This window comes from Lutimaribacter marinistellae, assembly GCF_042648365.1.
GTDB lineage: Bacteria > Pseudomonadota > Alphaproteobacteria > Rhodobacterales > Rhodobacteraceae > Lutimaribacter_A > Lutimaribacter_A marinistellae.
In genome coordinates, this window is sequence record NZ_JBHRXI010000004.1 from 25,292 (window position 1) to 52,022 (window position 26,731).

General features: G+C 64.8%; 25 protein-coding genes. 13 read left to right on the plus strand and 12 right to left on the minus strand.

The window, feature by feature from the left end; all coding sequences use genetic code 11:
- Positions 1-65: 65 nt before the first annotated feature.
- The gene (gene mdh / locus ACFORG_RS04690) at positions 66-1,028 is read left to right on the plus strand and encodes a malate dehydrogenase (RefSeq protein ID WP_386734228.1); all 963 of its coding nucleotides are present in this window, start codon (positions 66-68) and stop codon (positions 1,026-1,028) included.
- A 53-nt stretch (positions 1,029-1,081) separates the two neighbouring features.
- Here the strand turns inward: mdh and ACFORG_RS04695 are convergent, their stop codons facing one another.
- Positions 1,082-2,128, minus strand: a complete 1,047-nt coding sequence (locus ACFORG_RS04695) for a hypothetical protein (RefSeq protein WP_386734229.1) — start codon at positions 2,126-2,128, stop codon at positions 1,082-1,084.
- 239 nt (positions 2,129-2,367) lie between these two features.
- Here ACFORG_RS04695 and sucC point away from each other — a divergent pair, with 239 nt between their 5' ends.
- The 11 genes from sucC (at position 2,368) to lpdA (ending at position 14,720) form a co-directional block, all read left to right on the plus strand.
- Positions 2,368-3,561 carry an ADP-forming succinate--CoA ligase subunit beta gene (gene sucC, locus ACFORG_RS04700; protein ID WP_386734230.1) on the plus strand — a complete coding sequence of 398 codons (1,194 nt, stop codon included), beginning with the start codon at positions 2,368-2,370 and terminating at the stop codon, positions 3,559-3,561.
- Positions 3,562-3,814: 253 nt separating this feature from the next.
- Complete coding sequence (locus ACFORG_RS04705; protein WP_386734231.1) at positions 3,815-4,885, plus strand: hypothetical protein; 1,071 nt, start codon at positions 3,815-3,817, stop codon at positions 4,883-4,885.
- Positions 4,886-4,904: 19 nt separating this feature from the next.
- The gene (gene sucD, locus ACFORG_RS04710) at positions 4,905-5,789 is read left to right on the plus strand and encodes a succinate--CoA ligase subunit alpha (protein WP_386734232.1); all 885 of its coding nucleotides are present in this window, start codon (positions 4,905-4,907) and stop codon (positions 5,787-5,789) included.
- A 57-nt stretch (positions 5,790-5,846) separates the two neighbouring features.
- A complete protein-coding gene (locus ACFORG_RS04715; protein ID WP_386734233.1) occupies positions 5,847-6,443 on the plus strand; it encodes a DUF805 domain-containing protein in 597 nt (198 codons plus the stop codon).
- Complete coding sequence (locus tag ACFORG_RS04720) at positions 6,440-6,988, plus strand: DUF805 domain-containing protein (protein ID WP_386734234.1); 549 nt, start codon at positions 6,440-6,442, stop codon at positions 6,986-6,988. The genes ACFORG_RS04715 and ACFORG_RS04720 overlap by 4 nt, the downstream gene beginning before the upstream one ends.
- Positions 6,985-7,863, plus strand: a complete 879-nt coding sequence (locus ACFORG_RS04725) for an FkbM family methyltransferase (RefSeq protein WP_386734235.1) — start codon at positions 6,985-6,987, stop codon at positions 7,861-7,863. The genes ACFORG_RS04720 and ACFORG_RS04725 overlap by 4 nt, the downstream gene beginning before the upstream one ends.
- Before the next feature lie 10 nt (positions 7,864-7,873).
- Positions 7,874-10,828, plus strand: a complete 2,955-nt coding sequence (locus tag ACFORG_RS04730; protein ID WP_386734236.1) for a 2-oxoglutarate dehydrogenase E1 component — start codon at positions 7,874-7,876, stop codon at positions 10,826-10,828.
- A 6-nt stretch (positions 10,829-10,834) separates the two neighbouring features.
- Entirely contained in the window at positions 10,835-12,370 is a 1,536-nt protein-coding gene (gene odhB / locus ACFORG_RS04735; RefSeq protein WP_386734237.1) for a 2-oxoglutarate dehydrogenase complex dihydrolipoyllysine-residue succinyltransferase, read from the plus strand.
- A 3-nt stretch (positions 12,371-12,373) separates the two neighbouring features.
- Complete coding sequence (locus ACFORG_RS04740; protein WP_386734238.1) at positions 12,374-12,643, plus strand: hypothetical protein; 270 nt, start codon at positions 12,374-12,376, stop codon at positions 12,641-12,643.
- A gap of 202 nt (positions 12,644-12,845) precedes the next feature.
- Complete coding sequence (locus ACFORG_RS04745) at positions 12,846-13,235, plus strand: MAPEG family protein (protein ID WP_386734239.1); 390 nt, start codon at positions 12,846-12,848, stop codon at positions 13,233-13,235.
- 96 nt (positions 13,236-13,331) lie between these two features.
- The gene (gene lpdA, locus ACFORG_RS04750) at positions 13,332-14,720 is read left to right on the plus strand and encodes a dihydrolipoyl dehydrogenase (protein ID WP_386734240.1); all 1,389 of its coding nucleotides are present in this window, start codon (positions 13,332-13,334) and stop codon (positions 14,718-14,720) included.
- A gap of 122 nt (positions 14,721-14,842) precedes the next feature.
- On the opposite strand, the gene ACFORG_RS04755 is transcribed toward lpdA, so the two are convergent.
- Genes ACFORG_RS04755 through ACFORG_RS04770 form a run of 4 tightly spaced genes read right to left on the minus strand, consistent with a single transcriptional unit; the run spans position 14,843 to position 17,746 of the window.
- A complete protein-coding gene (locus ACFORG_RS04755; protein WP_386734241.1) occupies positions 14,843-15,448 on the minus strand; it encodes a pyridoxamine 5'-phosphate oxidase family protein in 606 nt (201 codons plus the stop codon).
- Positions 15,448-16,173: a lysophospholipid acyltransferase family protein gene (locus ACFORG_RS04760; RefSeq protein WP_386734242.1), complete on the minus strand. Its 726-nt coding sequence runs from the start codon at positions 16,171-16,173 to the stop codon at positions 15,448-15,450. The genes ACFORG_RS04755 and ACFORG_RS04760 overlap by 1 nt, the downstream gene beginning before the upstream one ends.
- Positions 16,173-17,072: a cell division protein FtsX gene (locus ACFORG_RS04765; protein WP_386734243.1), complete on the minus strand. Its 900-nt coding sequence runs from the start codon at positions 17,070-17,072 to the stop codon at positions 16,173-16,175. The genes ACFORG_RS04760 and ACFORG_RS04765 overlap by 1 nt, the downstream gene beginning before the upstream one ends.
- A complete protein-coding gene (locus ACFORG_RS04770) occupies positions 17,069-17,746 on the minus strand; it encodes a cell division ATP-binding protein FtsE (protein ID WP_386734244.1) in 678 nt (225 codons plus the stop codon). The genes ACFORG_RS04765 and ACFORG_RS04770 overlap by 4 nt, the downstream gene beginning before the upstream one ends.
- Positions 17,747-17,945: 199 nt before the next feature.
- Here ACFORG_RS04770 and ACFORG_RS04775 point away from each other — a divergent pair, with 199 nt between their 5' ends.
- The gene (locus ACFORG_RS04775; protein ID WP_386734245.1) at positions 17,946-18,746 is read left to right on the plus strand and encodes a zinc-ribbon domain-containing protein; all 801 of its coding nucleotides are present in this window, start codon (positions 17,946-17,948) and stop codon (positions 18,744-18,746) included.
- 6 nt (positions 18,747-18,752) lie between these two features.
- Here ACFORG_RS04775 and ACFORG_RS04780 read toward each other — a convergent pair whose 3' ends face one another.
- The 7 genes from ACFORG_RS04780 to argH all read right to left on the minus strand — a co-directional run bounded on the left by ACFORG_RS04780 (position 18,753) and on the right by argH (position 26,729).
- A complete protein-coding gene (locus tag ACFORG_RS04780; RefSeq protein ID WP_386734246.1) occupies positions 18,753-19,565 on the minus strand; it encodes a class I SAM-dependent methyltransferase in 813 nt (270 codons plus the stop codon).
- A gap of 60 nt (positions 19,566-19,625) precedes the next feature.
- The gene (locus ACFORG_RS04785) at positions 19,626-22,208 is read right to left on the minus strand and encodes a TIGR02302 family protein (protein WP_386734247.1); all 2,583 of its coding nucleotides are present in this window, start codon (positions 22,206-22,208) and stop codon (positions 19,626-19,628) included.
- Between the two features lie 34 nt (positions 22,209-22,242).
- Positions 22,243-23,508, minus strand: coding sequence for a diaminopimelate decarboxylase (gene lysA / locus ACFORG_RS04790; RefSeq protein ID WP_386734248.1), 1,266 nt, complete (start codon positions 23,506-23,508; stop codon positions 22,243-22,245).
- A 33-nt stretch (positions 23,509-23,541) separates the two neighbouring features.
- Positions 23,542-23,865: a DUF2834 domain-containing protein gene (locus ACFORG_RS04795; protein WP_386734249.1), complete on the minus strand. Its 324-nt coding sequence runs from the start codon at positions 23,863-23,865 to the stop codon at positions 23,542-23,544.
- 71 nt (positions 23,866-23,936) lie between these two features.
- The gene (locus tag ACFORG_RS04800) at positions 23,937-24,818 is read right to left on the minus strand and encodes an ATP-grasp fold amidoligase family protein (RefSeq protein WP_386734250.1); all 882 of its coding nucleotides are present in this window, start codon (positions 24,816-24,818) and stop codon (positions 23,937-23,939) included.
- 340 nt (positions 24,819-25,158) lie between these two features.
- The gene (locus ACFORG_RS04805) at positions 25,159-25,341 is read right to left on the minus strand and encodes a hypothetical protein (RefSeq protein WP_386734251.1); all 183 of its coding nucleotides are present in this window, start codon (positions 25,339-25,341) and stop codon (positions 25,159-25,161) included.
- Entirely contained in the window at positions 25,338-26,729 is a 1,392-nt protein-coding gene (gene argH, locus ACFORG_RS04810; RefSeq protein ID WP_386734252.1) for an argininosuccinate lyase, read from the minus strand. The genes ACFORG_RS04805 and argH overlap by 4 nt, the downstream gene beginning before the upstream one ends.
- Positions 26,730-26,731 lie beyond the last annotated feature (2 nt).

A 26,731-nucleotide genomic window follows, 5' to 3' on the forward strand; every position in this document is an offset into this window, starting at 1 on the left:
ACTTGCGTCAGGACGCGTTCCAGACTAGCAAACCTGCGATTTTCAATCGGATCGGAGACATCCCAATGGCCAGACCCAAGATCGCGCTTATCGGCGCAGGTCAGATCGGCGGCACGCTTGCCCATCTCGTAGCCCTCAAGGAACTCGGCGACGTCGTGCTGTTCGACATTGCCGAAGGTACCCCCGAGGGCAAGGCGCTCGACATCGCGGAATCGGGTCCGTCCGAAGGGTTCGACGCCAAGCTGAAGGGCACCCAGTCCTATGCCGATATCGCGGGTGCGGATGTCTGCATCGTCACCGCCGGTGTGCCGCGCAAGCCGGGCATGAGCCGTGACGACCTGCTGGGCATCAACCTCAAGGTCATGAAATCGGTCGGCGAAGGCATCCGCGACAACGCGCCCGACGCGTTCGTCATCTGCATCACCAACCCGCTCGACGCGATGGTCTGGGCGCTGCGCGAATTCTCTGGCCTGCCCCACAACAAGGTCTGCGGCATGGCTGGCGTGCTGGATTCGGCGCGCTTCCGCCACTTCCTCGCCGAAGAATTCAACGTGTCGATGAAGGACGTCACCGCTTTCGTTCTGGGCGGTCATGGCGACACCATGGTTCCCTCGGTGCGCTACTCGACCGTTGCCGGTATCCCGCTTCCCGACCTGGTGAAGATGGGCTGGACCACGCAAGAGAAGCTCGACGCGATCGTTCAGCGCACCCGTGACGGCGGCGCCGAAATCGTCGGCCTGCTGAAAACCGGTTCGGCCTATTATGCACCCGCCACCAGCGCCATCGAAATGGCCGAAGCCTATCTGAAAGACCAAAAGCGCGTTCTGCCCTGCGCCGCATATTGCGATGGCGAGATCGGCGTGAAGGGCATGTATGTCGGCGTTCCCACCGTGATCGGTGCCGGCGGCATCGAAAAGATCGTCGACATCAAGCTGACAAAAGAAGAACAGGAAATGTTCGACAACTCCGTGAACGCGGTAAAGGGCCTGGTCGAAGCCTGCAAAGGCATCGACAACTCGCTCGCCTGACGCATTTCGGGACAGTGAAAACGAAACGCGCCCCTGACCGGGGGCGCGTTTTTTCATTTCTGCTCGGGATCTTCCGTGTTGTCTGTCGGCGGCGTTTCAGACTGTGGCCCGTCCGCCGAGGAAGGGTCTTCTGCCTGCTCTGCCTGATCCGCGGGCTGGGCATCACCGGTCGCTCCGCTTTGATCCTCAGTCGCGGCATCGCGTTGGTCCTGCCCATTCCCGGTTGACGTTTGCGCCGCTGCCGGTTCGGCGGCCTGCGCCGCGCCGATCTGCTCTTCGATCTGAAGCAAACGGTTGCTGCGCTCTTCGAGTTGCGCGGCAAGCCCGGTGATCGTGCCCTGCAATTCGTCGCGCTGGTTGCGCTGCTCGGTCACGGCTTGCTGCAACTCCGCTTGGCGAGTTTCGAGCGCGGCAACCTCGTCGCTCAGGGTCGCTTGACGCGCTTCCATCTCGGCGGTTTGCGCCTGCATGTCCTCGAAGGACTGCCGCAAGGTGGTCTCCTGATCGATTGCGGCCTGCAGGTCGTCCTGCGCCGCCGCAAGGCGCTCGGTCACGGCTGCGCTTTCCTCGTTCAGTTTGGCCAATGTCTCGCGGATTTCGGCCTCCTGCATGCGGGCCTCTTCAAGGCGCTGCGAGACCGTCTGCAATTCCTCGCTCTGGCCGTCGATTTCGGTACGCAGCTCTTCGCTGCGGGCTTCGAACTGATCGATCGTCTCTTGCAGCGGGGTCGCGCGTTCCTCAAGATCGGCGATCTCGGCTTCTCGCTGGGACAGCGTCTCGCTCAGTTCGTTGCGGCGAGTTTCGAGGTCGCCGATCTGCGCGTCCATCTCGCCAAGTTCGGTTTGCAGGGTTTCGCGCCGTTCGGTCAGCGGCCCGACCTCTCCCTCTAGCTCGGCGATCCGGGCGGCGAGCTCCTCGGCCGTGCCTCTGCGCTCTTGCTGGTCGACCAGTTGCGACCGGATGCCCGAAAGCTCCGTCTCGAGGCGGCTTTCGACCTGTGATTTGGTGACACCGAAATAGGCCGCGAGGGCCCAACCAATCATGGCGATGATGGCGGCAACGGTGAATTTCATGGTACCCGAGGAGTCGGATTCGGCCATTGGGCTCCCCCCTTGTGAACGTGGCATGTGTTGTCGCCAGAACCCGTCAGCCGGGATAAAGTTCCCATGATTCGACCGTGGCGCAGGGCAAACCCCGGCTTGTGATCACACCCGAAAATGCTGTGATCACAAAAGCGGCCAATCTGCGCGAATTTGTGCCGCCGCGTCAGAAAACCCTTTAAATCCCGGCGAAAGACACCCCTATTACGGTCAAATCGCAGTCACACGGGACAGTTTCGATGAACATTCACGAATATCAGGCCAAGGCCCTTTTGCGCAGCTACGGTGCGCCGGTCAGCGACGGCAAGGTCGTTCTGCGTGCCGAGGAAGCCAAGACCGCGGCCGGTGAACTCGACGGCCCGCTCTGGGTGGTCAAGGCGCAGATCCACGCGGGCGGCCGTGGCAAGGGCTCCTTCAAGGAGGCAGGCGCAGGCGAAAAGGGTGGCGTGCGTCTGGCGAAATCGGTCGAAGAAGCCGCCGAGGAAGCCAAGAAGATGCTGGGCCGGACCCTCGTGACCCACCAGACCGGCCCGGCGGGCAAGCAGGTCAACCGCATCTACATCGAAGCGGGCTCCGACATCGAGCGCGAACTGTACCTCGCCCTGCTGGTCGACCGCGTCACCAGCCGCGTGTCCTTTGTCTGCTCGACCGAGGGCGGCATGGATATCGAGGAAGTCGCCGCAAGCACCCCGGAAAAGATCCTGTCCTTCTCGGTCGATCCCGCCACCGGCTACCAGCCGTTCCATGGCCGCCGCATTGCCTTTGCCCTCGGGCTTGAAGGTGCGCAGGTCAAGGAATGCGTCAAGCTGATGGGCATCCTCTACAAGGCCTTCATCGAGAAGGACATGGAGATGCTCGAGATCAACCCGCTGATCATCACCGACACCGGCAACCTCAAGGTTCTGGATGCCAAGCTGGGCTTTGACGGCAACGCGCTCTATCGTCAGGGCGAGGTCGCGGACCTGCGCGACACGACCGAGGAAGACCCCAAGGAACTGGAAGCGTCCAAGTACGACCTGAACTACATCGCGCTGGACGGTGAGATCGGCTGCATGGTTAACGGCGCGGGCCTTGCGATGGCGACGATGGACATCATCAAGCTCTACGGTGCCGAGCCTGCCAACTTCCTCGACGTGGGCGGTGGCGCCACCAAGGAGAAGGTGACGGAGGCGTTCAAGATCATCACCTCGGACCCGAACGTCAAAGGTATCCTGGTGAACATCTTCGGCGGCATCATGCGCTGTGACGTGATCGCCGAGGGCGTCGTCGCCGCAGTCAAGGAAGTGGGCCTGCAAGTGCCGCTCGTCGTCCGCCTGGAAGGCACCAATGTCGAGAAGGGCAAGGAGATCATCAACACCTCCGGCCTCGACGTGATCGCCGCCGACGACCTCAAGGACGGCGCACAGAAGATCGTGAAGGCGGTCAAGGGCTGACAGCATGGCCCCGAGCGCAGCACCGACAGGGCACAGGGTAGAGCGGACGGCGCGACGGCGCGCCGAACGTTCCCAGACCCTCGCCCCGGACGTGCTGCCGGACGATCCCGCCAGCCTCCGATCCCCGTGCGGGGGCTGGCAGACAAACACAGCCGAGATGACGCGTTCGTAACCCATGCACGCCCTTGTTCACATAGGTCCGACCAAATGCGGCTCTACCGCGTTGCAGGCGTTCCTTTCGCGGAACGCAGCGATGCTGGCGGGGCGCGGGCTGCGCTATGAGCGCTGGTCCCGGACGACGAAGTGGGACGGCTCGCAGGTGGAGTTGCCGGTCGCCGCGCTGGCGGCCTGCGACGCGGTGATCCCGTTTCGCAAGACCCGCTCGGTCTTTGGCCTGCCGGACCTTGCCGCAGCGCGCGAATTGTCCCGCACCTGGCTCGACTGGCTCGACTCTGCGCGCAAGGAGTGGGCCGAGCGGATGGTCGCGTTTTCCTCGGAACACCTGCTGGTATGGTTGACGACCGTGTCGCAGGTCAGGGCGATGCATCGTATCCTCAGCGAACGGTTCCAATCGGTCCGTTACGTCGCATGGCTGCGCCCGCAGGAAGACTGGCTTCTCAGCCAGTATTCACAGGGTTTGCGATCCGGCAGCACCCAGACCCTGGACGAAATGCTGAACACGCGGCTGCAATCCGCGCAATCGGCGCTTCCGAATTTCGCGGCGCGGCTGCGGCTCTGGGTCGAGGCATTGGGCGCCGACGCGCTGCGGGTGTTCCGTCTGGACGGCGCCCGCAACGGGCGGGACCATTGCGGCACGTTCTGCGAGCTTGCGGGGATCGCGGGCGACGACCTCGGGCGGCCCGAGACGCGCAACGCCTCCTTCGGGGCGCATTCGGCCGAGGCGATGCGCCAGATCAATCTGCGCCTGCCCTATTGGGCCAAGGGGCAGAACGGTATCAACCCGGCGCGGCAGGGGATCGCCCCGCAGCTGGAACAGACGGCCGGAGACGAACCGCCGCTGGCCCTGACTGATGCGCAACGCAAACTGATCGCCACGGCCTATGAACCCGGCAACCGCTGGCTGGCCGAGACCTTTGCCGATTGCGCAGGCCTGACGGCCAAGGGCCGGACGCGCCCCGCCCCGGCATCACCGACCACGCAGGACACCGCCGCCCGGCTGATTGACCTGCTTTTCGCCAGCCGCATGGGTGCGCTGGCCCCTCTTACAGAAACGCAACGCGCGCGGGCCAACCCGCCGCACGGACCCCGAACAGGTCGGACGGTCCCCGGACCGCAGGGACCTATCACTGACCCTACCCCTTGACGAGGCAAAGGAACCAAGAATGGCCGTACTCATCGACGAAAACACCAAAGTCATCTGCCAGGGCTTCACCGGCTCTCAGGGGACATTCCACTCTGAACAGGCCATCGCCTATGGCACCAAGATGGTTGGCGGCGTCACCCCCGGAAAGGGCGGCCAGACGCATCTGGACCTGCCCGTGTTCAACTCGGTGCACGAGGCCAAGCACGAGACCGAGGCGAACGCGTCGGTGATCTACGTGCCGCCGCCCTTCGCGGCCGACTCGATCCTCGAGGCGATCGATGCCGAGATGGAACTGATCGTGTGCATCACCGAGGGTATCCCGGTTCTTGACATGATGAAGGTCAAGCGCGCGCTCGAAGGCTCCAAAAGCCGGCTGATCGGGCCCAACTGCCCCGGCATCATCACGCCCGACGCCTGCAAGATCGGCATCATGCCCGGCCACATCCACAAGCGCGGCTCGGTCGGTGTCGTGTCGCGCTCCGGTACGCTGACCTACGAGGCCGTGAAACAGACCACCGATGTGGGCCTCGGCCAGTCGACCTGCGTCGGCATCGGCGGCGACCCGATCAAGGGGACCGAGCATATCGACGTGCTGGAATGGTTCCTGGCCGATGACGAAACCGAGTCGATCATCATGATCGGCGAGATCGGCGGCTCGGCCGAAGAAGAAGCGGCCGAATTCCTGGCCTCTGAAAAGAAGAAGGGCCGCTGGAAGCCGACCGCCGGCTTCATCGCGGGCCGCACGGCGCCTCCGGGCCGCCGCATGGGCCATGCGGGTGCCATCGTCGCCGGTGGCAAGGGCGGCGCCGAGGACAAGATCGAAGCGATGAAATCGGCCGGCATCGTCGTCGCCGAAAGCCCCGCCCAGCTGGGCGAGGCCGTTGTGGAAGCGATCGGCAAGTAAACCGATTGCTCGCGCCCCCCGGGGTCCGGCCCCGGGGCGCATTGGAGAGGAAGGCCCATGTCGTTTACAGAGGCCATCAAGAGTTGCTTTTCCAAGTCCCTGACGTTCTCGGGGAGCGCGTCGCGCTACGATTTCTGGAACATCGTGCTCTTCCTCCTGCTCACCCTTGTCCTTCTCGTGTTTGTCAATTCCGCTCTCTTCGGCCCGACGATCGAGACCGTTTTGCAGCTCCGTGCAGATTCGACCGGACGGCAGCAGTTGCGGCTTGTTCGCGAAACCAACTATGACGCGGGCTTGCTCGGCGCTGGGTTCCTGGTCATCACCGCCTTGCCTTTGCTGGCCGCCGCGTGGCGCCGGATGCAGGACATTGGCCGGTCTGTCTGGTATCTCTTGCTGCCACTGCCAGCGATGCTCGTGGCATATGCCGTGTTCTACGCGACGGCCCGAACCGTGACGATCGACCCGGAACAGCTACCTTCCGGTGTGGAGGTGCCCGAGAGCCTGCGCATACCCGACACCAGCCTTGCGGCGCTGTCACCGTGGTTGGTTTTCGCCGCTTGTGCGGTGGTCGTGCTCTTCTGGCTGTTCCGCGCGTCTCAGGACGGATCGAACCGCTTTGGCCCAAATCCGGCAATCGAGGAGATGAGAGTATGAGTTTCACCGACGCGATCAAAACCTGCTTTTCCAAGTATTTCACCTTTTCGGGACGCGCCTCGAGACCGGAATACTGGTGGTTCTTCCTTTTCATCGTGCTGGGAAATGTCGTGGCGGGCATCCTCGATGCGGTTCTGTTCGACGCGGTGACAGGCTCTGTCGAGACCGGGCCGGACGGGTTCAGCGCAAGCGCCGAAAACAACGGGCCGGTGGCGGCGATCTTCAGCCTTGCCGTTCTGATCCCACAGCTGGCCGCAGGCTGGCGGCGGATGCATGACACCGGTCGCAGCGGGTTCTACCTGTTGCTACCGCTTCTGATGTCGATCGCGGCGGTCCTGATCCTTGTTTTCGGTATCGGGCTGGCATCCGCATTTCAGCATGGCGGCTCCTTCGACCGCTTCATGACCGGTTCGACGATCCTGCTTCTTATCCCGACCGGGCTTGTCCTGATCGTCTCGCCCCTGCTTGTGCTGTGGTGGCTGACGCGGCCCAGCGAGGCGGGCGAGAACCGGTTCGGTCCGCCACCTGCACAGGTGGCCGGATGAACGTCGCACTGTCCTCCGATGCGCAAACCCTGCGCGCGCTGCCCGGATCGGGCGGCAGCGGCATGGATATGCGCGGGCTCAAGCACCGGCTTGCGACCTCGCCCATGGCGGGGCCGTTGTCGAGCCTGCGCAACAGCTGGAAGGCGCGCAAACTCGTCTCCAACGCCGAACTGGGCCTTCTATTCAAGGAAGACCAGATGATGGAGGCGATGCTGGAACGAATGATCCGGCCCGATTGGAACTGCCTCGATATCGGGGCGCATATCGGTTCGGTCTCGTACCGCTTTCATACGCTGGCCCCGCAGGGCCGCCACGCGATCATCGAGGCCAGCCCCGACAAGGCCACGCTGCTTGCGCAGCGCTTCCCCGAGACGCCCGTCTTGCAGGTTGCGGTATCGGACAGCGCGGGCGAGGTGACGTTCTACGAGAACCTCGACCAGCCCGGCTATTCCAGCCTGTCGGATCGCGGCAGCCGCGGTCGCGTGCAGGAAATCACCGTGCCAGCGCGGCGGCTGGATGAACTTTTCGCCGAAACCCAGCGTTTCGACCTTGTGAAGATCGATGTCGAAGGCCACGAATTCGCCGCCCTGACCGGTGGGCGTTCCTTGCTGGACCGCTGCAGACCCGTGATCCTTTTCGAGGCAGGCGCCGCAGAGGATGCCGATCTCGACACCGGGCAGAGCGAGCGGTTGTTCGACCTGCTGACCAAAGAGCTTGGATACCGCGTCTTTGCCGTCTTCGACCTATATTTCGACCGCCCGGCCATCTCGGCCGAGCTGTTCAGGTCCTACCGGACCTACCCGTTCATGGCGTTCAACTATTTCGCGTTGCCCGCCGAAACCAATGCCCGCCCCGCCCCATCCGCAAAAGAGTGAGACCGGAGTCATGACTGACCAATCACCAAACGACCAATTCCACGCCCTGAGCTTCATGCAGGGGCATAATGCGGAATACCTGGAACAGCTTTATGCCCAGTACGCCCGCGACCCGTCAGCGGTCGACGCGGCCTGGGTGGATTTCTTTCGTGCCATGGGCGATGCCGAAGGCGACGTGACCGCCGAGGCCGAAGGCCCCTCCTGGGCGCGGCGCGACTGGCCCCCGGTGCCCAATGACGATCTGACCGGCGCGCTGACCGGCGAATGGTCCGAGGCCGACGCCAAGGCCGCCGGCAAGAAGATCGCCGAGAAGGCCGCCGAAAAGGGCGTGCCCGTCAGCGAGGACTCGATCAAGCGCGCGGTGCTCGACTCGATCCGGGCGCTGATGCTGATCCGGGCGTATCGCATCCGGGGTCACCTCGTGGCCGATCTCGATCCTCTCGGCATGCGCAGCCAGACGCCGCATCCCGAGCTGGATCCAAAGACCTACGGCTTCACAGATGCCGACATGGACCGGCCGATCTTCATCGACAACGTGCTGGGGCTTCAGATCGCCTCGATGCGGCAGATCGTCGAGATCGTGAAGCGGACCTATTGCGGCACCTTCGCGCTGCAATACATGCACATCTCGGACCCTGAGCAATCGGCCTGGCTGAAAGAGCGGATCGAGGGGTACGGCAAGGAAATCCAGTTCACCAAGGAAGGCCGCAAGGCGATCCTGAACAAGATGGTCGAGGCCGAGGGCTTCGAGAAATTCCTGCATGTGAAATACATGGGCACCAAGCGGTTCGGCCTTGACGGTGGCGAGGCGCTGATCCCGGCGATGGAGCAGATCATCAAGCGCGGCGGCGCGCTCGGGCTCAAGGAAATCGTGATCGGGATGCCCCACCGGGGCCGCCTGAACATCCTTGCCAACGTGATGAGCAAACCCTACCGCGCGATCTTCAACGAGTTCCAGGGCGGCAGCTTCAAACCCGAGGACGTGGATGGTTCGGGCGACGTAAAATATCACCTCGGCGCCTCCAGCGACCGCGAGTTCGACGGCAACTCCGTCCACCTGTCGCTGACCGCCAACCCCTCGCACCTCGAGGCGGTGAACCCGGTCGTTCTGGGCAAGGTCCGCGCCAAGCAGGACCAGCTGAAAGACAGCGAGCGCACGCAGGTGATGGGGATCCTGCTGCACGGCGACGCGGCCTTTGCCGGCCAGGGTGTCGTGGCCGAGGGGCTTGGCCTGTCGGGCCTGCGCGGACACCGGACCGGCGGGACGATGCATATCGTGGTGAACAACCAGATCGGCTTTACCACCGCGCCGCATTTCTCGCGCTCCTCGCCCTATCCGACGGATATCGCGCTGATGGTCGAGGCGCCGATCTTTCACGTGAACGGCGACGACCCCGAGGCCGTGGTGCACGCGGCCAAGGTGGCGACCGAGTTCCGGCAGAAGTTCCACAAGGACGTGGTCATCGACATCTTCTGCTACCGCCGGTTCGGGCATAACGAGGGCGACGAGCCCATGTTCACCAACCCGATCATGTATAAGAAGATCAAGGGACACCGTACCACTCTGGCGCTTTATACCGATCGGCTGGTGCAGGACGGGCTGATCCCCGAGGGCGAGATCGAGGACATGAAGGCCGCATTCCAGGCCAAGCTGAACGAAGAGTTCGAGGCCGGCAAGGACTTCAAGCCGAACAAGGCCGACTGGCTGGATGGCCGCTGGTCGCATCTCGACCGCGAAAAGGGCGAATATGTCCGTGGCGAAACGGCGATCACGCCCGAAACGCTGGCCGAGGTCGGCCGCGCGCTGACCACCGCCCCCGAGGGTTTTGCCCTGCACAAGACGGTTGGCCGCCTTCTGGAAGCCAAGCAGAAGATGTTCGACAGCGGCAAGGGCTTTGACTGGGCAACCGGCGAGGCCCTGGCCTTCGGCTCTCTTCTGACCGAGGGCTACCCGGTGCGGCTGGCGGGGCAGGATTCGACGCGCGGAACGTTCTCGCAGCGCCATTCGGGGCTGGTGAGCCAGGACAGCGAGGACCGGTATTTCCCGCTCAACAACGTCCGCGAGGGCCAGGCGCAGTACGAAGTCATCGACTCGATGCTGTCGGAATACGCGGTGCTGGGCTTCGAATACGGCTATTCGCTGGCAGAACCCAACGCGCTGACGCTCTGGGAAGCACAGTTCGGCGATTTCGCCAACGGCGCGCAGATCATGTTCGACCAGTTCATCAGCTCGGGCGAAAGCAAGTGGCTCCGCATGTCCGGCCTTGTCTGCCTTCTGCCGCATGGATACGAGGGCCAGGGCCCCGAGCACAGCTCGGCCCGTCTCGAACGGTTCCTGCAGATGTGCGGTCAGGACAACTGGATCGTTGCCAACTGCACCACGCCGGCGAACTACTTCCACATCCTGCGCCGCCAGCTGCACCGCAGCTTCCGCAAACCGCTGATCCTGATGACGCCGAAATCGCTTCTGCGGCACCGGTTGGCCGTCAGCGAGGCCGCGGACTTCACCACCGGGTCGAGCTTCCACAGGGTTCTGTGGGATGACGCGGAAAAGGGCAATTCCGACACGAATCTGGTCGCCGATGACAAGATCAAGCGGGTCGTCCTTTGCTCGGGCAAGGTCTATTTCGACCTGCTCGAGGAACGCGACGCGCGCGGCATCGACGATGTCTACCTGCTGCGCATCGAACAGTTCTATCCCTTCCCCGCACATGCCCTGATCAAGGAGCTGGAACGGTTCAAGGGGGCCGAGATGATCTGGTGCCAGGAAGAGCCCAAGAACCAGGGTGCATGGACCTTCATCGAACCCAATATCGAATGGGCGCTGACACGGATCGGCGCGAAACACCCCCGGCCGCGTTATGTCGGCCGTGCCACTTCGGCCTCGCCCGCGACGGGTCTGGCCAGCCAACACAAAGCCCAACAAGAGGCGCTCGTGAACGAAGCGCTGAGCATCGAAGGATAACAGACGATGACGATCGAAGTACGCGTTCCCACGCTTGGCGAGTCGGTGACCGAGGCCACCGTGGCGACCTGGTTCAAGAAGCCCGGCGATGCCGTCGCCGTCGACGAGATGCTGTGCGAACTTGAAACCGACAAGGTCACGGTCGAGGTCCCCTCGCCCGCAGCCGGAAAGCTTGGCGACATCATCGCCGCCGAGGGCGAGACCGTCGGCGTCGACGCCCTTCTGGCCACTATTGCCGAAAGCGGCCAGGCCGGCGCCGAGGAAACCAGCGAACGCCCCGCGCAAACTGCTGCGCAACCCGCCGAGAGCAGCGCGGCCGAGCCCGCCGCAAGCGTTGACGTCATGGTGCCGACGCTCGGGGAATCGGTGACCGAGGCAACAGTGTCCACATGGTTCAAGAAGGTCGGCGATACCGTCGCGCAGGACGAGATGCTGTGCGAGCTGGAAACCGACAAGGTGTCGGTCGAGGTTCCCGCGCCCGCGGCAGGCATTCTTGCCGAGATCGTTGCCGCCGAGGGCAGCACCGTCGAGGCCAATGGCAAGCTGGCGGTGATTTCCGGCTCTGCCGGCGCGGCCGCGTCGGCCCCCGCCGCAGCGGCCTCGGCCCCTGCCCCCGCCTCCGCACCCTCGGGCGCTGCGGGCGGCAAGGACGTGGCGAACGCGCCCTCGGCCGAAAAAGCGATGGCCGAGGCGGGTCTGTCGGCCGACCAGGTCACCGGCACCGGCCGTGATGGCCGCATCATGAAGGAGGACGTGCAGCGCGCCGTTTCCGCCGCGGCTTCGGCCCCGGCGCCTTCGGCGACCGCGCCCGCCCCGCGTGCCCCGGTCGCCGCCGAAGATGCCGGCCGCGAGGAGCGGGTGAAAATGACCCGCCTCCGCCAGACCATCGCCAAGCGCCTGAAAGACGCGCAGAACACCGCCGCGATCCTGACCACCTATAACGAGGTGGACATGGGCGCCGTGATGGACCTGCGAAGCGAATACAAGGACCTGTTCGAGAAGAAGCATGGCGTGCGCCTCGGCTTCATGTCCTTCTTCACCAAGGCCTGCTGCCACGCGCTGCGCGAGGTTCCCGAAGTCAATGCCGAGATCGACGGGACCGAGATCGTCTACAAGAACTTCGTCCACATGGGCATCGCCGCCGGCACCCCGCAGGGCCTTGTCGTTCCCGTGATCCGCGATGCCGACCAGAAAAGCTTTGCCACGCTGGAGAAGGAAATCGCCGAGAAGGGCCGCCGCGCCCGCGACGGCAAGCTCACCATGGCCGAGATGCAGGGCGGCACCTTCACCATCTCCAACGGCGGCGTCTATGGCTCGCTGATGTCCTCGCCGATCCTCAACCCGCCCCAATCGGGCATCCTCGGCATGCACAAGATCCAGGACCGCCCGATGGTCATCAATGGCGAGATCAAGATCCGCCCGATGATGTACCTTGCACTGTCTTACGATCACCGCATCGTCGACGGCAAGGGCGCCGTAACCTTCCTCGTCCGCGTCAAGGAGGCGCTCGAGGATCCGCGCCGCCTGCTGATGGATCTCTGAGCCATGGCAACTCATGTGCTCTGGCAGGCCGATGTGGCCGATTTCGACGCCTGGCATTCGGTGTTCCTCGCGGATGCACCGAACCGCCACGCGGCGGGTATCCAAGACCTTCACGTGTGGCGCGATCCGGATAAGAAAAACCACGCTGTTGCCCTGTTCGCAATCGCGGACCTCGACAAGGCGCGCGCCTTCTTCGACTCCGAAGAGCTGGCCATGCACATGGAACGTGGCGGCGTGGCCCATGTCACGGTCAAGCTGTTGGAACCTGCCTGAGCCTTCTCAAGCATGACACCCCGCCCATGATCATCGCGGCGGGCCTCGCGCAGGCCCGTCCGCCCCGCCCCGGAGAGACCCGATTGACACGTTGCGACCTCATGGCTGACACTCGGAACGACAGGCCAGGCGGCCCCGCCGGAACGAGAGGTGCAGACACCCTGCCCCGCGTCGCACGGGTTGACCGCGAACCGGAGGCCGAATGACCCCCGAACTCACCGCCCTTACCCTCGCCGCCCTGCTCCAGATCGCCCAGCTGGCGCTCTATTCCGTCACGGCCCAGGCACAGGTCGGCACCAAGACGGCGCTGAAGCCCCGCGACGAGGAGGTCGAGCTGACCGGCATCGCCGGCCGGCTCAAACGCGCGATGGACAATCATTTCGAAGGGCTCACCCTCTTCACGATTGCCGTGCTCGTGATCACCCTTTCCGGCCAATCAACCAGTTTCACCGCCGCCTGCGCGTGGATCTACCTCGCCGCGCGTCTGCTCTACGTCCCCGCCTATGCCTTTGGCTGGGTGCCCTGGCGCTCGCTCATCTGGTCGGCGGGATTTTTCGCCACCTTCGCAATGCTGGGGGCGGCCCTTATATGAACCTTCCTCTTGCCCCAAATATCCCGGGGGGAGCCGCGCGGCAGCGCGGCGGGGGGCAGCGCCCCCCATCCCCGCCAACCACAAAGGACTTCATCCATGGCAGAATATGACGTCATCGTAATCGGCAGCGGCCCCGGCGGCTATGTCTGCGCCATCCGCTGCGCCCAGCTGGGCCTCAAGACCGCTTGCGTCGAAGGGCGCGAAACGCTCGGCGGCACCTGCCTGAACGTCGGCTGCATCCCGTCCAAGGCCCTGCTGCACGCCTCCCACCAGTTGCACGAGGCCGAACACAACTTCGCAAAAATGGGGCTCAAGGGAAAATCGCCCTCAGTCGACTGGAAACAGATGCTGACCTACAAGCAGGAAACCATCGACTCCAACACCAAGGGCATCGAGTTCCTGTTCAAGAAGAACAAGATCGACTGGATCAAGGGCTGGGCCACCATCCCCGAGGCAGGCAAGGTCAAGGTCGGCGACGAGACGCATCAGGCGAAGAACATCATCATCGCCAGCGGCTCCGAGGCGTCTTCCCTGCCGGGTGTCGAGATCGACGAAAAGGTCGTCGTTACCTCCACCGGAGCGCTCGAACTGCCGAAGATCCCAAAGAAGATGGTCGTGATCGGCGCCGGCGTCATCGGGCTGGAACTGGGATCGGTCTATTCCCGGCTGGGCGCCGAGGTGACTGTGATCGAATTTCTCGACGCGATCACGCCTGGCATGGATGCCGAGGTGCAAAAGACCTTCCAGCGCATCCTCAAGAAACAGGGGATCGACTTTGTCATGGGCGCCGCCGTCCAAAAGACCGAGGCCAGCAAGACCAAGGCAAAGGTCACCTACAAGCTGCGCAAGGATGACAGCGAGCACGAGATCGAGGCCGACGCGGTCCTCGTGGCGACCGGCCGCAAACCCTATACCGACGGTCTCGGCCTCGACGCTCTCGGCATCGAGATGACGCAACGCGGACAGATCAAGGTGGGCCGCGACTGGCAGACCAACGTCAAGGGCATCTACGCCATTGGCGACGTGATCGAGGGCCCGATGCTCGCCCACAAGGCCGAGGACGAGGGCATGGCCGCCGCCGAACAGGTCGCGGGCAAGCATGGCCATGTCAATTACGGCGTGATCCCCGGCGTGATCTACACCCACCCCGAAGTCGCCAATGTCGGCGCCACCGAGGAAATGCTCAAGGACGAAGGCCGCGCCTACAAGGTCGGCAAGTTCATGTTCATGGGCAACGGTCGCGCCAAGGCGAATTTCGCCGCCGACGGGTTCGTCAAGATCCTTGCCGACAAGGAAACCGACCGCATCCTTGGCTGCCACATCATCGGGCCGGGCGCAGGCGACCTGATCCACGAGGTCTGCGTGGCAATGGAATTCGGAGCCTCGGCCGAGGATCTGGCCCTGACCTGCCACGCACACCCGACCTATTCCGAGGCGGTGCGCGAGGCGGCGCTGGCCTGCGGCGACGGTCCGATCCATTCCTGATGAACAACTTGCCTGCCCCCTACACGGGGCAGGCGCACCACCCGGACCGGGTCAGAAAATCTGTCGGGTCACTGTCCGGCCAGGGAAAGCGCGTAGCGCCGCAGTCGGATGCAGATCGCCTCTCACCACATCGTTCGCGCCGCGCGATCAGGCCAGGCCCGGTCATATTCCGCGCCACCCTCTGCGCCGTCGGTCATCTCGGCAAGGATATCGCCCGCGCTCGGCAGCTCCGCGCTTTCGTCGCCCGATTTCCAGGTCCGTGCCCGCAGCAACGCCCGCGCGCATTGGAAATAGATCTCACCGATCTCGATCACCGTGACGGTGGCGGGCTGACGTCCCTCCTTTTCGAACCGCGCGCGCAGCTCCGCATCTGCGGTGACGATGGCGCGTCCGTTCACGCGAACGCAATTGTCCGCCCCCGGCACGAGAAACAGCAGCGAGCATCGCGGATCGCGTACGATGTTGCGCAAGGCATCCAGCCGGTTGTTGCCCCGCCAATCCGGCAGCGCAAGCGTCCCGGGGTCAAGCTCGGCCACAACCGGCCCCTCGTCGCCGCGCGGCGTGGCATCGGTGCCCTCTGGCCCGACGGTGGACAGGATGCACAGGCGCGATGCCATGATCCAGCGGCGATAGGCCGGTGTCATCCGCCGCGCCACCTTGGACAGCGATGCACTCGCCGCCTGCCCGTATTGCGCCTCGAGCGCTTCTATCGTGTCGATCCGGTCCATCACTGCCCCCTGCCCTCGGCCACCAGCGCGCTCGAACGGGTCTCGACCGCGTGTTCCAGGGTGATCAGGAACTCGTCGCGCGCGACGCCCGGCGGGATCGGGTCAAGAAACTCCACCACCGCCAGACCGGGGCGCCGCATCAATCCCTTGCGCGGCCAGAACAACCCGACATTGGTTGCGGCAGGCACGCAAGGATAGCCAAGATTGCCATACAGCACCGCCGATCCAACCTTGTAATTGGCCTTCGCATCGGGCGCGACCCGCGTGCCTTGCGGATAGATGATAAGCTGCCCGGGTTCCGAGAATTCGGCCGCCACATCCTGAACCATCTTGGCGATCGCCGCGCCTTTCTTGCCGCGGTCGACCGGGACACAGCCCAGCCGCTTGGCGTATAGGCCGATGATCGGGGTCCAGAGCAATTCGCGCTTCATGATGAACTTGGGATGCGGCACCGCGTCAAAGATCATCAGGATATCCAGGAACGACTGGTGCTTGGCCGCGATCACCACCTCGTCCGTCGGCACGAGACCGCGGATCTCGGGACGGATGCCGAGCCCCCAGGGCATCACCCGCAGAACCGAGCGCGCATAGACCTTGCAGGCACGGCGCGCGCCCTCCTTGGCCATGATCGCCCAAGGCAGGAAGACGATGCCGAGGATCAGCATCCAGATGTAGATCAGTACCGTGAAAATCACCGAGCGCAGATACTGCAAGGCCGTCAACATCAGCTCAACTCCTTCAACACCCGGCGCGCGGCGGCCCAGGTCGCGGCAAAAGCCACCAGCGCGCCCAGCGGCGGGATCAGCAACGGCACAAGCCACCCAACGCCCTGAAAGCCCAGACCGGTCAGGAAACCGCCTGCCTCGGACGCGTCTGGCAACAGCATCACGCCGCCCATGCCCAGAACCATCCCGACAGCTGCGCCGATCAGGGCGCGCAGGGTGAACCGGCGCACGAATGCACCCGCGATGTAACGGTCCATCGCACCCACCAGCCGCAACACCTCGATCACCTGCGCATTGGCGGCAAGCGCTGCATTCGCGGCCAGTGTGATCATCGCCGCCGTGGCCCCGCCGATCAGCAGGATCGAGACAAGCGCCAGCCTGCGCAACGAATTGGCCGCGTCAACCAGCGGCGCGCGCCAGCGCGTGTGATCGTCAAGCACCGCGCCGGGCACCTCGGCCTGTAACCGCAGCCGCAGACCGGCCGCGTCATAGCCCGGCTCGCCCTCGACGATCTCGATCAGCTGCGGCACTGGCAGCGTGTCTACCGGCAGATCCGGCCCGAACCACGGCGCAAGCAGCGCCGCCTGCTCCTCGGCGCTCAGCGCGCGGGCGCGGTCCACGCCCGGCGTCTGGCGCAGGATGTTCAGCGCCGCCTCGGTCTGCGCCGCGCGCTGGTCCAGCGGCGCGTTGATCCGCAGGGTTGCCGCGCGGGCCAGTTCTTCGGCCCACCGGTCCGCCAGCCGGCCCGAAGCCAGCGACAGCGCCAGCGCAAAGACCGCCAGAAAGGCCATCGCGCCCGATACGAACAGCGTCAGTTGCGCCGTGAAACCCGAGGGCGGCACCACGCGGTCGGCCTGCTTGTCGCCCATGATCAGGCTGCGAATGGTTCCCTTGCTCACAGGTCTGCCCCCGCAAGCTGAAGGCGCCGTTCGGAAATGCGCAGAACACGGGCCTGCACCTGCGCCTTGGCCGCGCGGATCAGGCTCAGATCATGGGTGGCGATCAACACGGTCTTGCCCATCCGGTTCAACTCGACCAGCAATTGCAACAGGCGCTGCGACATCTCCCAGTCGACATTGCCGGTGGGTTCGTCGGCCAGCACAACGTCGGGCGACATGATCACCGCCCGTGCCAGCGCCGCGCGCTGACGCTCACCGCCCGACAGTTCCGGCGGCAATGCATCGGCCCGCGCGCCAAGGCCCACCCAACTCATCAGCTCGCCGAGGTTCTCGGCCTCGCCCTTGGGGTCGCGGCCCGACACCATCAGCGGCAGCGCCACGTTCTCCGAGACGGGCAAGTGGTCAAGGAAACGGCAATCCTGGTGCACAACGCCGATCCGCCGCCGCATCAGCGCCGTCTGGTCGCGGTCGAGCGTTCGCATGTCCTGCTCAAAGGCCAGAACCCGCCCCGCCGTGGGCAGCAGCGCACCATAGCACAGTTTCAGCAGCGTGGTTTTTCCCGCACCCGAGGGGCCCGTGAGAAAATGGAAGGAACCGGGCGCAAGCAGCACCGAGACATCGCTCAGAAGCTCGCCACCGCCATAGCTGTAGCCCACCTTGTCCAACTCGATCACGGGCCTGCCCCTTTGCGCCTTCTGGCGCACTTCTTGCCCGATGCCTGCGGCGGTTTCAATGCCCGCGCGTCGCAACAGGGCGACGCAGCCGCGCCACAGCCCGGTGCACGATCCAAAACCCCTCTTTCCGCAAGCGCGTTAACGGATTAAGCTGCAAGGAAAAACAGGCAGGTGCGCGCCGACGGGGCCGGGAGACAGTATGCGTCTGACATGTCCGAATTGCGGAGCCCAGTACGAGGTTCCAGCCGAGGTGATCCCCCCCGAGGGGCGCGACGTGCAATGTTCCAATTGCGGCGACACGTGGTTTCAACCCCATCCCGAAATGGCAGAACCGGCACCGGCCGAGGATGACACCGCGCGGCAAGCGCCCCCGGAGCAGCCCGAACCGGCCGAGTTCGAACCCGAGCCCGAAGAGGACGATCTCCCCGAAACAGAGGTCGAGGCGCCGATCCCGCCCGAGAGTGCCGCGCCACAGCGCAAGGTGGATCCGGCCATCTCGGACATCCTGCGCGAAGAGGCCGAGCGCGAGGCAAACCTGCGCCGCAGCGAGGCCGAAACACTGGAGAGCCAACCCGACCTTGGCCTTGACAGCGGCAATGACGAACCCGCACGCCGCGCCCGCGAGGCACAGTCGCGCATGGCAGCGATGCGCGGTGAAGAGCCTCCCGCCAGTACATCCGGGGGCGAACCCGGTTCTCGCCGCGAGCTTTTGCCCGATATCGAAGAGATCAATTCCACCCTGCGCAACAGCGGCGAGGCACGGGCGCGCGATGTGCAGCCGGCCCGCCCGGAAAAAGCACCCCGCTCGCGTGGCGGCTTCCTGCGCGGCTTCGCTCTGGTCCTGATCCTTGCGGCGCTCTTGTACCTGCTTTACGCCAACGCACCCCAGATCGCACAAAGCGTCCCGCAGGCCGATCCGATGCTCAGCGCCTATGTCGCATTGGTCGATCAGGGAAGGTTGTGGATCGACAGTACCCTGGGGCCGCTTCTGGGTCAGTAGACCCGGTTACGGCGCGATTGCCTCGACAACCAGCGCCGCCATCCGGCCCGAAATCGCGCCATCGCCGAACCGCGCCGCAAGGCTGGTTGCGATCGACTCCCGCACCGTCGACAAGGACGGCCCATCGCGCGCTTCGATCTCCAGCCGCAGCGGCGAGCCATAGGATTGGCCAAAGGCGAAATCGTCCGCACTCGCCGCCTCGCTCTGCAGGCGCACTGTTTCCACCGTCATGTCGACAAACCCGGCCGCCGCGACATCGGCCCGGATCCGATCCGCGTCGGAATAACCGAATGGCGTCCGCGCAAGGAACAGCGGCGGGTCCACGGGGTACAACGCGATCAACGTCTGGACGAGGGCGTTCGAGAACTCGTTTTCGTCCAGCGGCCCCCAACTGCTGAACAGGAACCGACCGCCCGGCCGCAGGACACGCCGGATCTCGGAATAGGCCGCCACGCGATCGGGAAAGAACATCACCCCGAACTGGCAGACAACGGCGTCGAATGTCCCGTCGGCAAACGGCAGATCCATAGCATCCGCCTCGCGCCACTCCAACCGGTCGTCCGAATGGTGTTGACGCGCACGTTCCAACATACCGCCATTGAGGTCGGTGACCACGTAACGGCTTTCTCGCGGCAGCAACAGGGCAAGCTTGCGCGTGACCGCCCCGCTGCCGGCAGCGATTTCCAGAACCGCCCCCGATGCGCCGCGCGCGACGCGACCTGCAAGCTCTTCGGCATAGCCGTCGAACAGGATCGGTACCAGGTGGCTGTCATAGACTTCGGGAATCGATCCGGTGAACTTGGTGTCGATATTGCTCATCCGTGATCCTCCCGGCGATCCGACGCCGAGTGTACCACGAAACCGGTTTCCTGTCGCAGTCTAGAACCGGTCGAGCAGGCGCTTGAGGTATTCCAGTTCGATCTTGGGCCGCTCGCTGTCGCCTGTCCGCTTGCGGATCTCGTCCAGCAATTCCTGCGCCCGGCGATAGACGTCCTCGCCCGGCAACAGGCTTTCATCGGTGCCGACCGAGCCCATCGAGCCGGGCTCGCGTCCGAGCGGGTCGCGGTTCTGGGCGCGCATGTCACCGTCCTGCGTGCCCTGACCAGGCTGACCCTGCTGTTCCTGCGCCATCGCCTCGCCCAGCGCGCGCATGCCTTCGCGCAGCGCCTCCATCGCTTCGGACTGGCGGTCGATCGCCTCGGCCAAGTCATCGCCGCGCAGCGCTTCCTCGGCGCCCTCCATGGCGCGGCCAGCGCGATCCAGCGCGTCTCGCGCCGCGTCGCCCTCGGGCGTGCCTTGGCCGGGTAAGCTCCCCTGTTGGCGGCGCAACTCGTCGCGCAGGGCCTGCTGCCGGTCGGCCAGCGACCCCTCGCCCGGCTGTCCCTGCTGACCGTTCTGACCCTGCTGGTTGTTGCCCTGGCCCTGGCCACCCTCGCCCTCGTGACTCTGCCCGCGTCCCTGCCCGCCATTGCGGCCTTCATTCTGCTGGCTCTGGCCGGACTGCGCACCGGGGTTGAACTGTTCCTGCAGGTCGCGGAAGGCCTGATCGCTCAACCCCTGCTGGTTGCGCAACGTCTCGGCCAGCCCTTCCATCGCCTGCTGACCCTGCGACTGGCCGTTCTGGCCCTGCCCTTGCGTGACGCGCATGTTTTCCATCATCTGCTGAAGCTGGCGCAGCGCCTCTTGCGCCTCGGCCATGCGGCCCTGCTCCATCAGCTCCTGGATACGATCCATCATGCGTTGCAGGTCGTCCTGCGTCATCTGCATGGACTCGCCGTTCTGTGCCTGCTGCTGCTGATCGCCCTGCTGCCCCTCCTGCTGGGCCTGACGCGACAACTGTCGCAGGTACTCGTCCGTCGCTTCGCGCAGCTCCTGCATCAACTCGGCGATCTCCTGGTCCGTCGCCCCGTTCTTCATCGCCTCCGACAGGCGATCCTGCGCGCGGCGCAAACGCTCCAGCGCGTCGGCCAGAGTGCCCTCTTCCAGCAGAATCGCCAGATCCCACAGCGCCTGCGCGATCTCTTCCTGCTGTTCGGCGGTCACCCCGCCGCCGTAATCGGTAAACGCCTCGAGCCGGCGCAGGATGACGCGCAGCCGCAGATAAGCGGTTTCCGAGCGAAACACGTCTTCGGGCCGGTACGACACGGCCCGCAGGATCTGCGACACCCGGGTCGCGTTGTCCCGTGACCACAGAAGGTCGCGCCGCTGCTCGATCACGGCCGCGGCCAGCGGGTCAAAGAAACGCCGCCCCGACAGGATCGCGGCGAAGGGCGCGGCCTCGCCTGTGTTCCCGGCGGCATCCTCGGCGGTGAACGCCATGGTCACCGGCAGGTTGGACCACGGATGTTCCGAGAAATCCTCAATCAGCGTTTCGGTGAATTCACGCCGGTCCCCGGTGATTGGCAGCGGCAAAGCCAGCGTGATCGGCTCGCGCGGGTCTGGCTCGATCGCCAGCCCATAGCGGCGGTCCAGCGTTTCGGTGTCCAGCGTGATACGTACCGACCCGCCGGTCACGCCATAATCATCGGCCGCACTGAAGGGCAGCGTCATCCGGCCCGCGGCCTCGGTCTCGACCACGCCCGACACGGCGATCTCGGGCGCGCTGTCGGGCCGCACCGCGATGGTCCAGTCCCGCCCGCCCGGGCCGTCTATGCTCAGCGCACCGTTGCGGCGCACGGTAAAGGGTGTCTCGGGATCGGTCAGTTGCTCCACCGGGCGGCCCGAGACGGTTTCTTCGACCGCCAGAGAGCCCGCCTGACCGTATAGCCGCAAGGTCACTGTGCTGCCCTCGGGCACCTGCACGGGTGTATCGCCCAGATCGGCGAGGTACAGCGTCGGCTTGCCGGTATAGCGCGGCGGAGCGATCCAACCCTCCCATGCGGGACCGGCCGCGGCGGTGGCCGCACCGGGCGCCATGTCGCCCACCGACCCCACGCGCCAGAGCGAGCCAAAGATCAGCCCGACCGCCAGCACCAGCAACGCGACATAGCGCAGGGCAAAAGGGTCGCGCGCGGCAAGCTTCAGATCCGGCTTTACCGGGCGCGCCGATTGCGCCCGCGCCGCCATCCGGGCCTGGTGCGCCTGCCAGACGGCGACCGAATCCGCATCGCTGCCACCAATCGCCTGATCGTCCATCAGCGCACGGATGGGCCGCCCGGGCAGCGTCTCGTCCAGCCGCGCCAGCACCTCGGCCTCGCGTGGCCAGCGGAACCCGCGCAGCCCCCAGATCAACGCGCCAAGCGCCCCGGCGCAGGCCACGCCACCCAGCACCCACACCGTCTCGACTGCAACGCTGTCCTGCAAGCCCAGCATCAGCGCGCCCATCACCACCGCGAAGATCGCGAATAGCGGCCAGAACCGCCGTGACAGCCGTTCGGACACCATCCCAAGCCGGGTCAGCCACAGCGTCCGGCGGGGAATCGGCAGGGTGCGGGGATTTCTCTGTTTCACCGTATCGGGCAACGCGAGCCTCCTAAGGGCTCGCGCGCTTATCGCGTCAGAGCCATTCGGGGATGGTATCGCGATTTATGATCTCGTCAAAGGTTGGCCTTGGGCGGATAACCGCGAATTGATCCCCGTGCACCAAAACCTCGGGGATCAGGGGCCGCGTGTTGTACTCGCTGGACATGACCGCGCCATAGGCGCCCGCGCTGCGGAATGCGACCAGGTCGCCCGGCCCCACCGGCGGCAGCGCCCGCCCCTTGGCAAAGGTATCGCCGGATTCGCAGACCGGCCCCACGATATCGAAGGCGCGCGTTTCCGCCCCCGGCACCGGTTCGATCACCGGCTCGATATCGTGATGCGCGTCATACATGGCGGGCCGGATCAGGTCGTTCATCGCCGCATCGAGGATCAGGAAATCGCGCCCTTCACCCTCTTTGACATAGATGACACGCGTGACCAGCAACCCGGCATTGCCGGCGATCAGGCGACCCGGCTCGATCTCGATCTCGCAACCCAGATGGCCCAGCTCTTCCTGGATCATCGCGCCATATTCCACCGGCAGCGGCGGCGCCTCGTTCGACCGGGTATAGGGAATGCCCAACCCGCCGCCCAGGTCCAGCCTGCGAATCTCATGGCCCTCGGCGCGCAGCCGCCCGGTCAGCTCGGCCACCTTGCGATAGGCCTGCCGGAACGGCTCAAGGTCGGTAAGCTGCGAGCCGATATGCACGTCGATCCCGACCACCTGAAGCCCCGGCAGGGCGGCGGCACGGGCATAGACCTCCGAGGCGCGCGCGATCGGGATGCCGAACTTGTTCTCGGACTTGCCCGTCGCGATCTTGGCATGGGTCTTCGCGTCGACATCCGGGTTCACCCGCACGGTGATCGGCGCGACCACGCCCAATTCCTGTGCGACGGCGCTCAACACCTCCATCTCGGGCTCGGATTCGACGTTGAACTGACGGATGCCGCCGGTCAGCGCCACGCGGATCTCGTCGGCCGTCTTGCCCACGCCCGAGAACACGATCCTGTCCCCCGGCACACCGGCCGCCCGCGCCCGCATGTATTCGCCGACCGACACAACGTCCATCCCGGCCCCGGCCTGCGCCAGCGTCCGCAGGATCGCCTGGTTGCTTGCCGCTTTCATCGCGTAGCAGACAAGGTGATCCATCCCCTCCAGCGCCTCGTCGAACAGCCGGAAATGCCGCAGCAGCGTGGCCGTCGAATAGACATAGAACGGCGTGCCGACGGCTGCCGCGATTTCGGTCAGGGGAACATCCTCGGCGTGCAGCGCGCCGTCGCGATAGAGAAAGTGATCCATGACGCTGCGCTTAGACCCAAACGACCGTCACGATCAACGGCTATCCGCGTGACGCAGACGCAAGAACAGGTAAAGCGGCAGGCCGCAGGACACGCCGATGCAGAATGTCGCCGGAATCGCGATCAGGTCCAGCCAGCTGCGCCGCCGGATCGTATCGACCAGCACCCAGATCGTCAGCGTCACCGCGGCAATGGTCAGGTCCCAGACCAGGCCCGACGCCGCCGCGTTCACATTCCACGCGGCCCCCATCCCGGCAAGGTCGAACCCGTTTTCGCGGAACCACGACACGAAATAGTACATGGGATGCACGGTGCCCCATATGGCGAGGGCAAGAAAGACAAGGCGCAGGGCGGTCATCGGCGGTCTCCTTTTCCGCGGCAGCTAGCGCGCACGCGGCTCCGCGCAAGACCACCCTGACCAACCTTCGGTCAGACCACGTAGGGAATGCCAAGCTGCTTCAGGCTGGCGGTCCACATCTCGCCCATGACGCGGGCATATTCCGGCGTGTAGCGTTCCTTGCCGTTGTTCGGAACCGGCGTCGCCTCGCCGAACAGAACGCCACGCGTGCTGGAATACATGTCGAGCCGGACGAACGAGACATCGGTCACTGCCATGAACTCCTCCGATACCCTGATGATCTCGTCGAAATTATCGGGCTTTCCCAGTTCCAGCGCGGGGTCCTTGTTCACCCCCAGACGGATGTTGCCCAACCGTTCGCCCCCGGCGTCGTAAAAGGCAAAGGCCCATTTGGACTTGTGCAGATGCATCGGCGCATAGCGTTGCATCACGATCGCCACGCCCGTCTTGAAGGCATAGACCTTGTAATCCAGCGGCACGTCATAGCCGAGGCTGTCCTTGACGTACTCTTCCAGCAGGACTTTCTGCCCGACGATATGGCCGGGACCCAGATTCCTCTGGGCGGCACGGTAATGCTCGATCAGGTTCTGCGACGTGGCGAACGGGCGGTTATGCATGTGACAGTAAAGCGACCCGTCGGGCTGGGTCTCCAGCAGGTAAACACCCGAGGAGCTGTGCCCCGCAAGCGGCTTGATCACGCAGCGCTGCGGCAAGGGTTCTTCGAACACGTCCTCGAGCCGCTCAAAGGTCGCGTGGCGCACGACCGGAACGCCATGCCGCCGGGCATAGGCATAGCCGCGCTCCTTGTTGTTGATCTCGCGCAACAGGGTCATTTCGGCCAGGATTTCCGGCGCAAGCTCGCTGTTCTTCTTGCGGGGCGACGATTGCTCCCAGTACCAGCGCCGCAACCCGAGCAGGCGATTGTAGGAGACCACGTCGTTCATTTCTGTCATGTCCAAAGACCCTGTAACTTACGGCCCCGCACTCCGCCGCATTTTCGGCGGAGTTGCAAGCAACCAGCGCCGAAATCCGAAACTCGGCAACCTGATGTTGCAACATAGGTCATCTTTCGGGCATTCCCCGCACATCTTCGGCCTCACCTACCCCGACCGGCGCCGGATATCCAGAATGGAACACCGCCGTCCTGAACCCCGCCTTTGGCCTTGGCCCGCGCTCATTTTCCGTCAAGTCGTTCATGGAAAGACCCGCTCTATTCTTCCGCCCGTTTGTCACGTCAAATAGCAAAAAGAAGGTTAACGGCTACAAGTCAGAGCCGCAGAGCCTGATCGGATCTCAGAACCCAAGCCAGACGTTCAGCGGCCCCTTGTTCAGCCCGACACCGCCATAGCCGTGCACGCCGCTGGAGCCGACCCCGACCCCGCCGCTGAACGTCGGTTGCACCGGCTCGCCATCCGCACCGCAGCCTGCCAGCACGGTGGCGAACGCGATCACGATCAGCAAGCGAACCGGTCTCATCCAAGCATCTCCTTCCACCGGGCGATCTGGGCGCGGACCTGCGCGGGCGCCGTCCCTCCATATGATACGCGCGAATTGACCGAATTTTCCACACCCAGCACCGAATAGACGTCCTGCGTGATCCCGGCATGGGCCGATTGCATGTCCTCCAGGCTCAGATCCGGCAGGTCGCAGCCCTGCGTCTCGGCCAATGCCACAAGGCTGCCGGTCACGTGATGCGCGTCGCGGAAGGGCAGGCCCAGAACCCGCACCAGCCAGTCGGCAAGGTCGGTCGCGGTGGAAAAACCCGATCCGGCGGCGGCGGCAAGGCTGTCGCGGTTGGCGGTCATGTCGCGCACCATCCCCTCCATCGCGGCCAGCGCCAGCATCCAGTTGTCGGCGGCGTCGAAAACCTGCTCCTTGTCCTCCTGCATGTCCTTGGAATAGGCCAAGGGCAGCCCCTTCATCACCATCATCAGCGCGGTATTGGCGCCATAGATGCGGCCCACCTTGGCACGGATCAGCTCGGCGGCGTCGGGGTTCTTCTTCTGCGGCATGATGGACGACCCGGTCGAGAACCGGTCGCTGAGCGTGACAAAGCGGAACTGGGCCGAGGACCAGATCACCAACTCCTCGGCGAACCGGCTCAGATGCACGGCACAGATCGACGCGGTCGACAGGAACTCCAGCGCGAAATCGCGATCGCTGACGGCATCCAGCGAATTGGCCGCCGGACGGTCAAAGCCCAGCGCCGCCGCCGTCATCTCGCGGTCGATGGGAAAGGACGTACCGGCCAGCGCCGCCGCGCCCAGGGGCGATTCGTTCATCCGCGCGCGGGCATCGCGCACGCGCGACAGGTCACGACCGAACATCTCGACATAGGCCATCATGTGATGGCCCCAGGTCACCGGCTGCGCAGTCTGCAGATGGGTAAACCCGGGCATGACCCAATCGGCCCCCGCCTCGGCCTGCGCCAGCAGCGCGCGGATCAGCGCGATCAGCCCCTGCTCGGCCGCGTCCAGCTGGTCGCGCACCCACAGTTTGAAATCGGTGGCCACCTGGTCGTTGCGCGAGCGCGCGGTGTGCAGCCGTCCAGCGGGCTCACCGATCAGGTCCTTCAACCGGGCCTCGACATTCATGTGGATGTCTTCCAGCGCGGTGGAAAACGCGAATGTCCCTGCCTCGATCTCTGACAATACGGTGAGCAGCCCTTCCCTGATGGCCTCGGCGTCACTATCCGTTATCACACCCGTGGCGGCCAGCATGGCGGCATGGGCCCTCGACCCGGCGATATCCTGCGCCGCCATCCGCTGATCGAACCCGATCGAGGCATTGATCGCCTCCATGATCGCATCCGGTCCGGCGGCAAAGCGGCCGCCCCACATCTGGTTCGAGGTCTGATCGGTCATTT

Excerpts from the sequence above, each read along its gene's own strand:
- sucC (WP_386734230.1), top strand. The coding sequence starts at position 2,368 with ATGAACATTCACGAATATCAGGCCAAGGCCCTTTTGCGCAGCTACGGT.
- ACFORG_RS04800 (WP_386734250.1), bottom strand. The coding sequence starts at position 24,818 with ATGACAGAAATGAACGACGTGGTCTCCTACAATCGCCTGCTCGGGTTG.
- ACFORG_RS04760 (WP_386734242.1), bottom strand. The coding sequence starts at position 16,173 with ATGTTGACGGCCTTGCAGTATCTGCGCTCGGTGATTTTCACGGTACTG.
- ACFORG_RS04795 (WP_386734249.1), bottom strand. The coding sequence starts at position 23,865 with ATGACCGCCCTGCGCCTTGTCTTTCTTGCCCTCGCCATATGGGGCACC.
- argH (WP_386734252.1), bottom strand. The coding sequence starts at position 26,729 with ATGACCGATCAGACCTCGAACCAGATGTGGGGCGGCCGCTTTGCCGCC.
- ACFORG_RS04745 (WP_386734239.1), top strand. The coding sequence starts at position 12,846 with ATGACCCCCGAACTCACCGCCCTTACCCTCGCCGCCCTGCTCCAGATC.
- ACFORG_RS04715 (WP_386734233.1), top strand. The coding sequence starts at position 5,847 with ATGTCGTTTACAGAGGCCATCAAGAGTTGCTTTTCCAAGTCCCTGACG.
- odhB (WP_386734237.1), top strand. The coding sequence starts at position 10,835 with ATGACGATCGAAGTACGCGTTCCCACGCTTGGCGAGTCGGTGACCGAG.
- mdh (WP_386734228.1), top strand. The coding sequence starts at position 66 with ATGGCCAGACCCAAGATCGCGCTTATCGGCGCAGGTCAGATCGGCGGC.
- ACFORG_RS04705 (WP_386734231.1), top strand. The coding sequence starts at position 3,815 with ATGCTGGCGGGGCGCGGGCTGCGCTATGAGCGCTGGTCCCGGACGACG.
- ACFORG_RS04720 (WP_386734234.1), top strand. The coding sequence starts at position 6,440 with ATGAGTTTCACCGACGCGATCAAAACCTGCTTTTCCAAGTATTTCACC.
- sucD (WP_386734232.1), top strand. The coding sequence starts at position 4,905 with ATGGCCGTACTCATCGACGAAAACACCAAAGTCATCTGCCAGGGCTTC.
- ACFORG_RS04775 (WP_386734245.1), top strand. The coding sequence starts at position 17,946 with ATGCGTCTGACATGTCCGAATTGCGGAGCCCAGTACGAGGTTCCAGCC.
- ACFORG_RS04805 (WP_386734251.1), bottom strand. The coding sequence starts at position 25,341 with ATGAGACCGGTTCGCTTGCTGATCGTGATCGCGTTCGCCACCGTGCTG.
- ACFORG_RS04730 (WP_386734236.1), top strand. The coding sequence starts at position 7,874 with ATGACTGACCAATCACCAAACGACCAATTCCACGCCCTGAGCTTCATG.
- ACFORG_RS04755 (WP_386734241.1), bottom strand. The coding sequence starts at position 15,448 with ATGGACCGGATCGACACGATAGAAGCGCTCGAGGCGCAATACGGGCAG.
- ACFORG_RS04740 (WP_386734238.1), top strand. The coding sequence starts at position 12,374 with ATGGCAACTCATGTGCTCTGGCAGGCCGATGTGGCCGATTTCGACGCC.
- ACFORG_RS04725 (WP_386734235.1), top strand. The coding sequence starts at position 6,985 with ATGAACGTCGCACTGTCCTCCGATGCGCAAACCCTGCGCGCGCTGCCC.
- ACFORG_RS04695 (WP_386734229.1), bottom strand. The coding sequence starts at position 2,128 with ATGGCCGAATCCGACTCCTCGGGTACCATGAAATTCACCGTTGCCGCC.
- lpdA (WP_386734240.1), top strand. The coding sequence starts at position 13,332 with ATGGCAGAATATGACGTCATCGTAATCGGCAGCGGCCCCGGCGGCTAT.
- lysA (WP_386734248.1), bottom strand. The coding sequence starts at position 23,508 with ATGGATCACTTTCTCTATCGCGACGGCGCGCTGCACGCCGAGGATGTT.
- ACFORG_RS04780 (WP_386734246.1), bottom strand. The coding sequence starts at position 19,565 with ATGAGCAATATCGACACCAAGTTCACCGGATCGATTCCCGAAGTCTAT.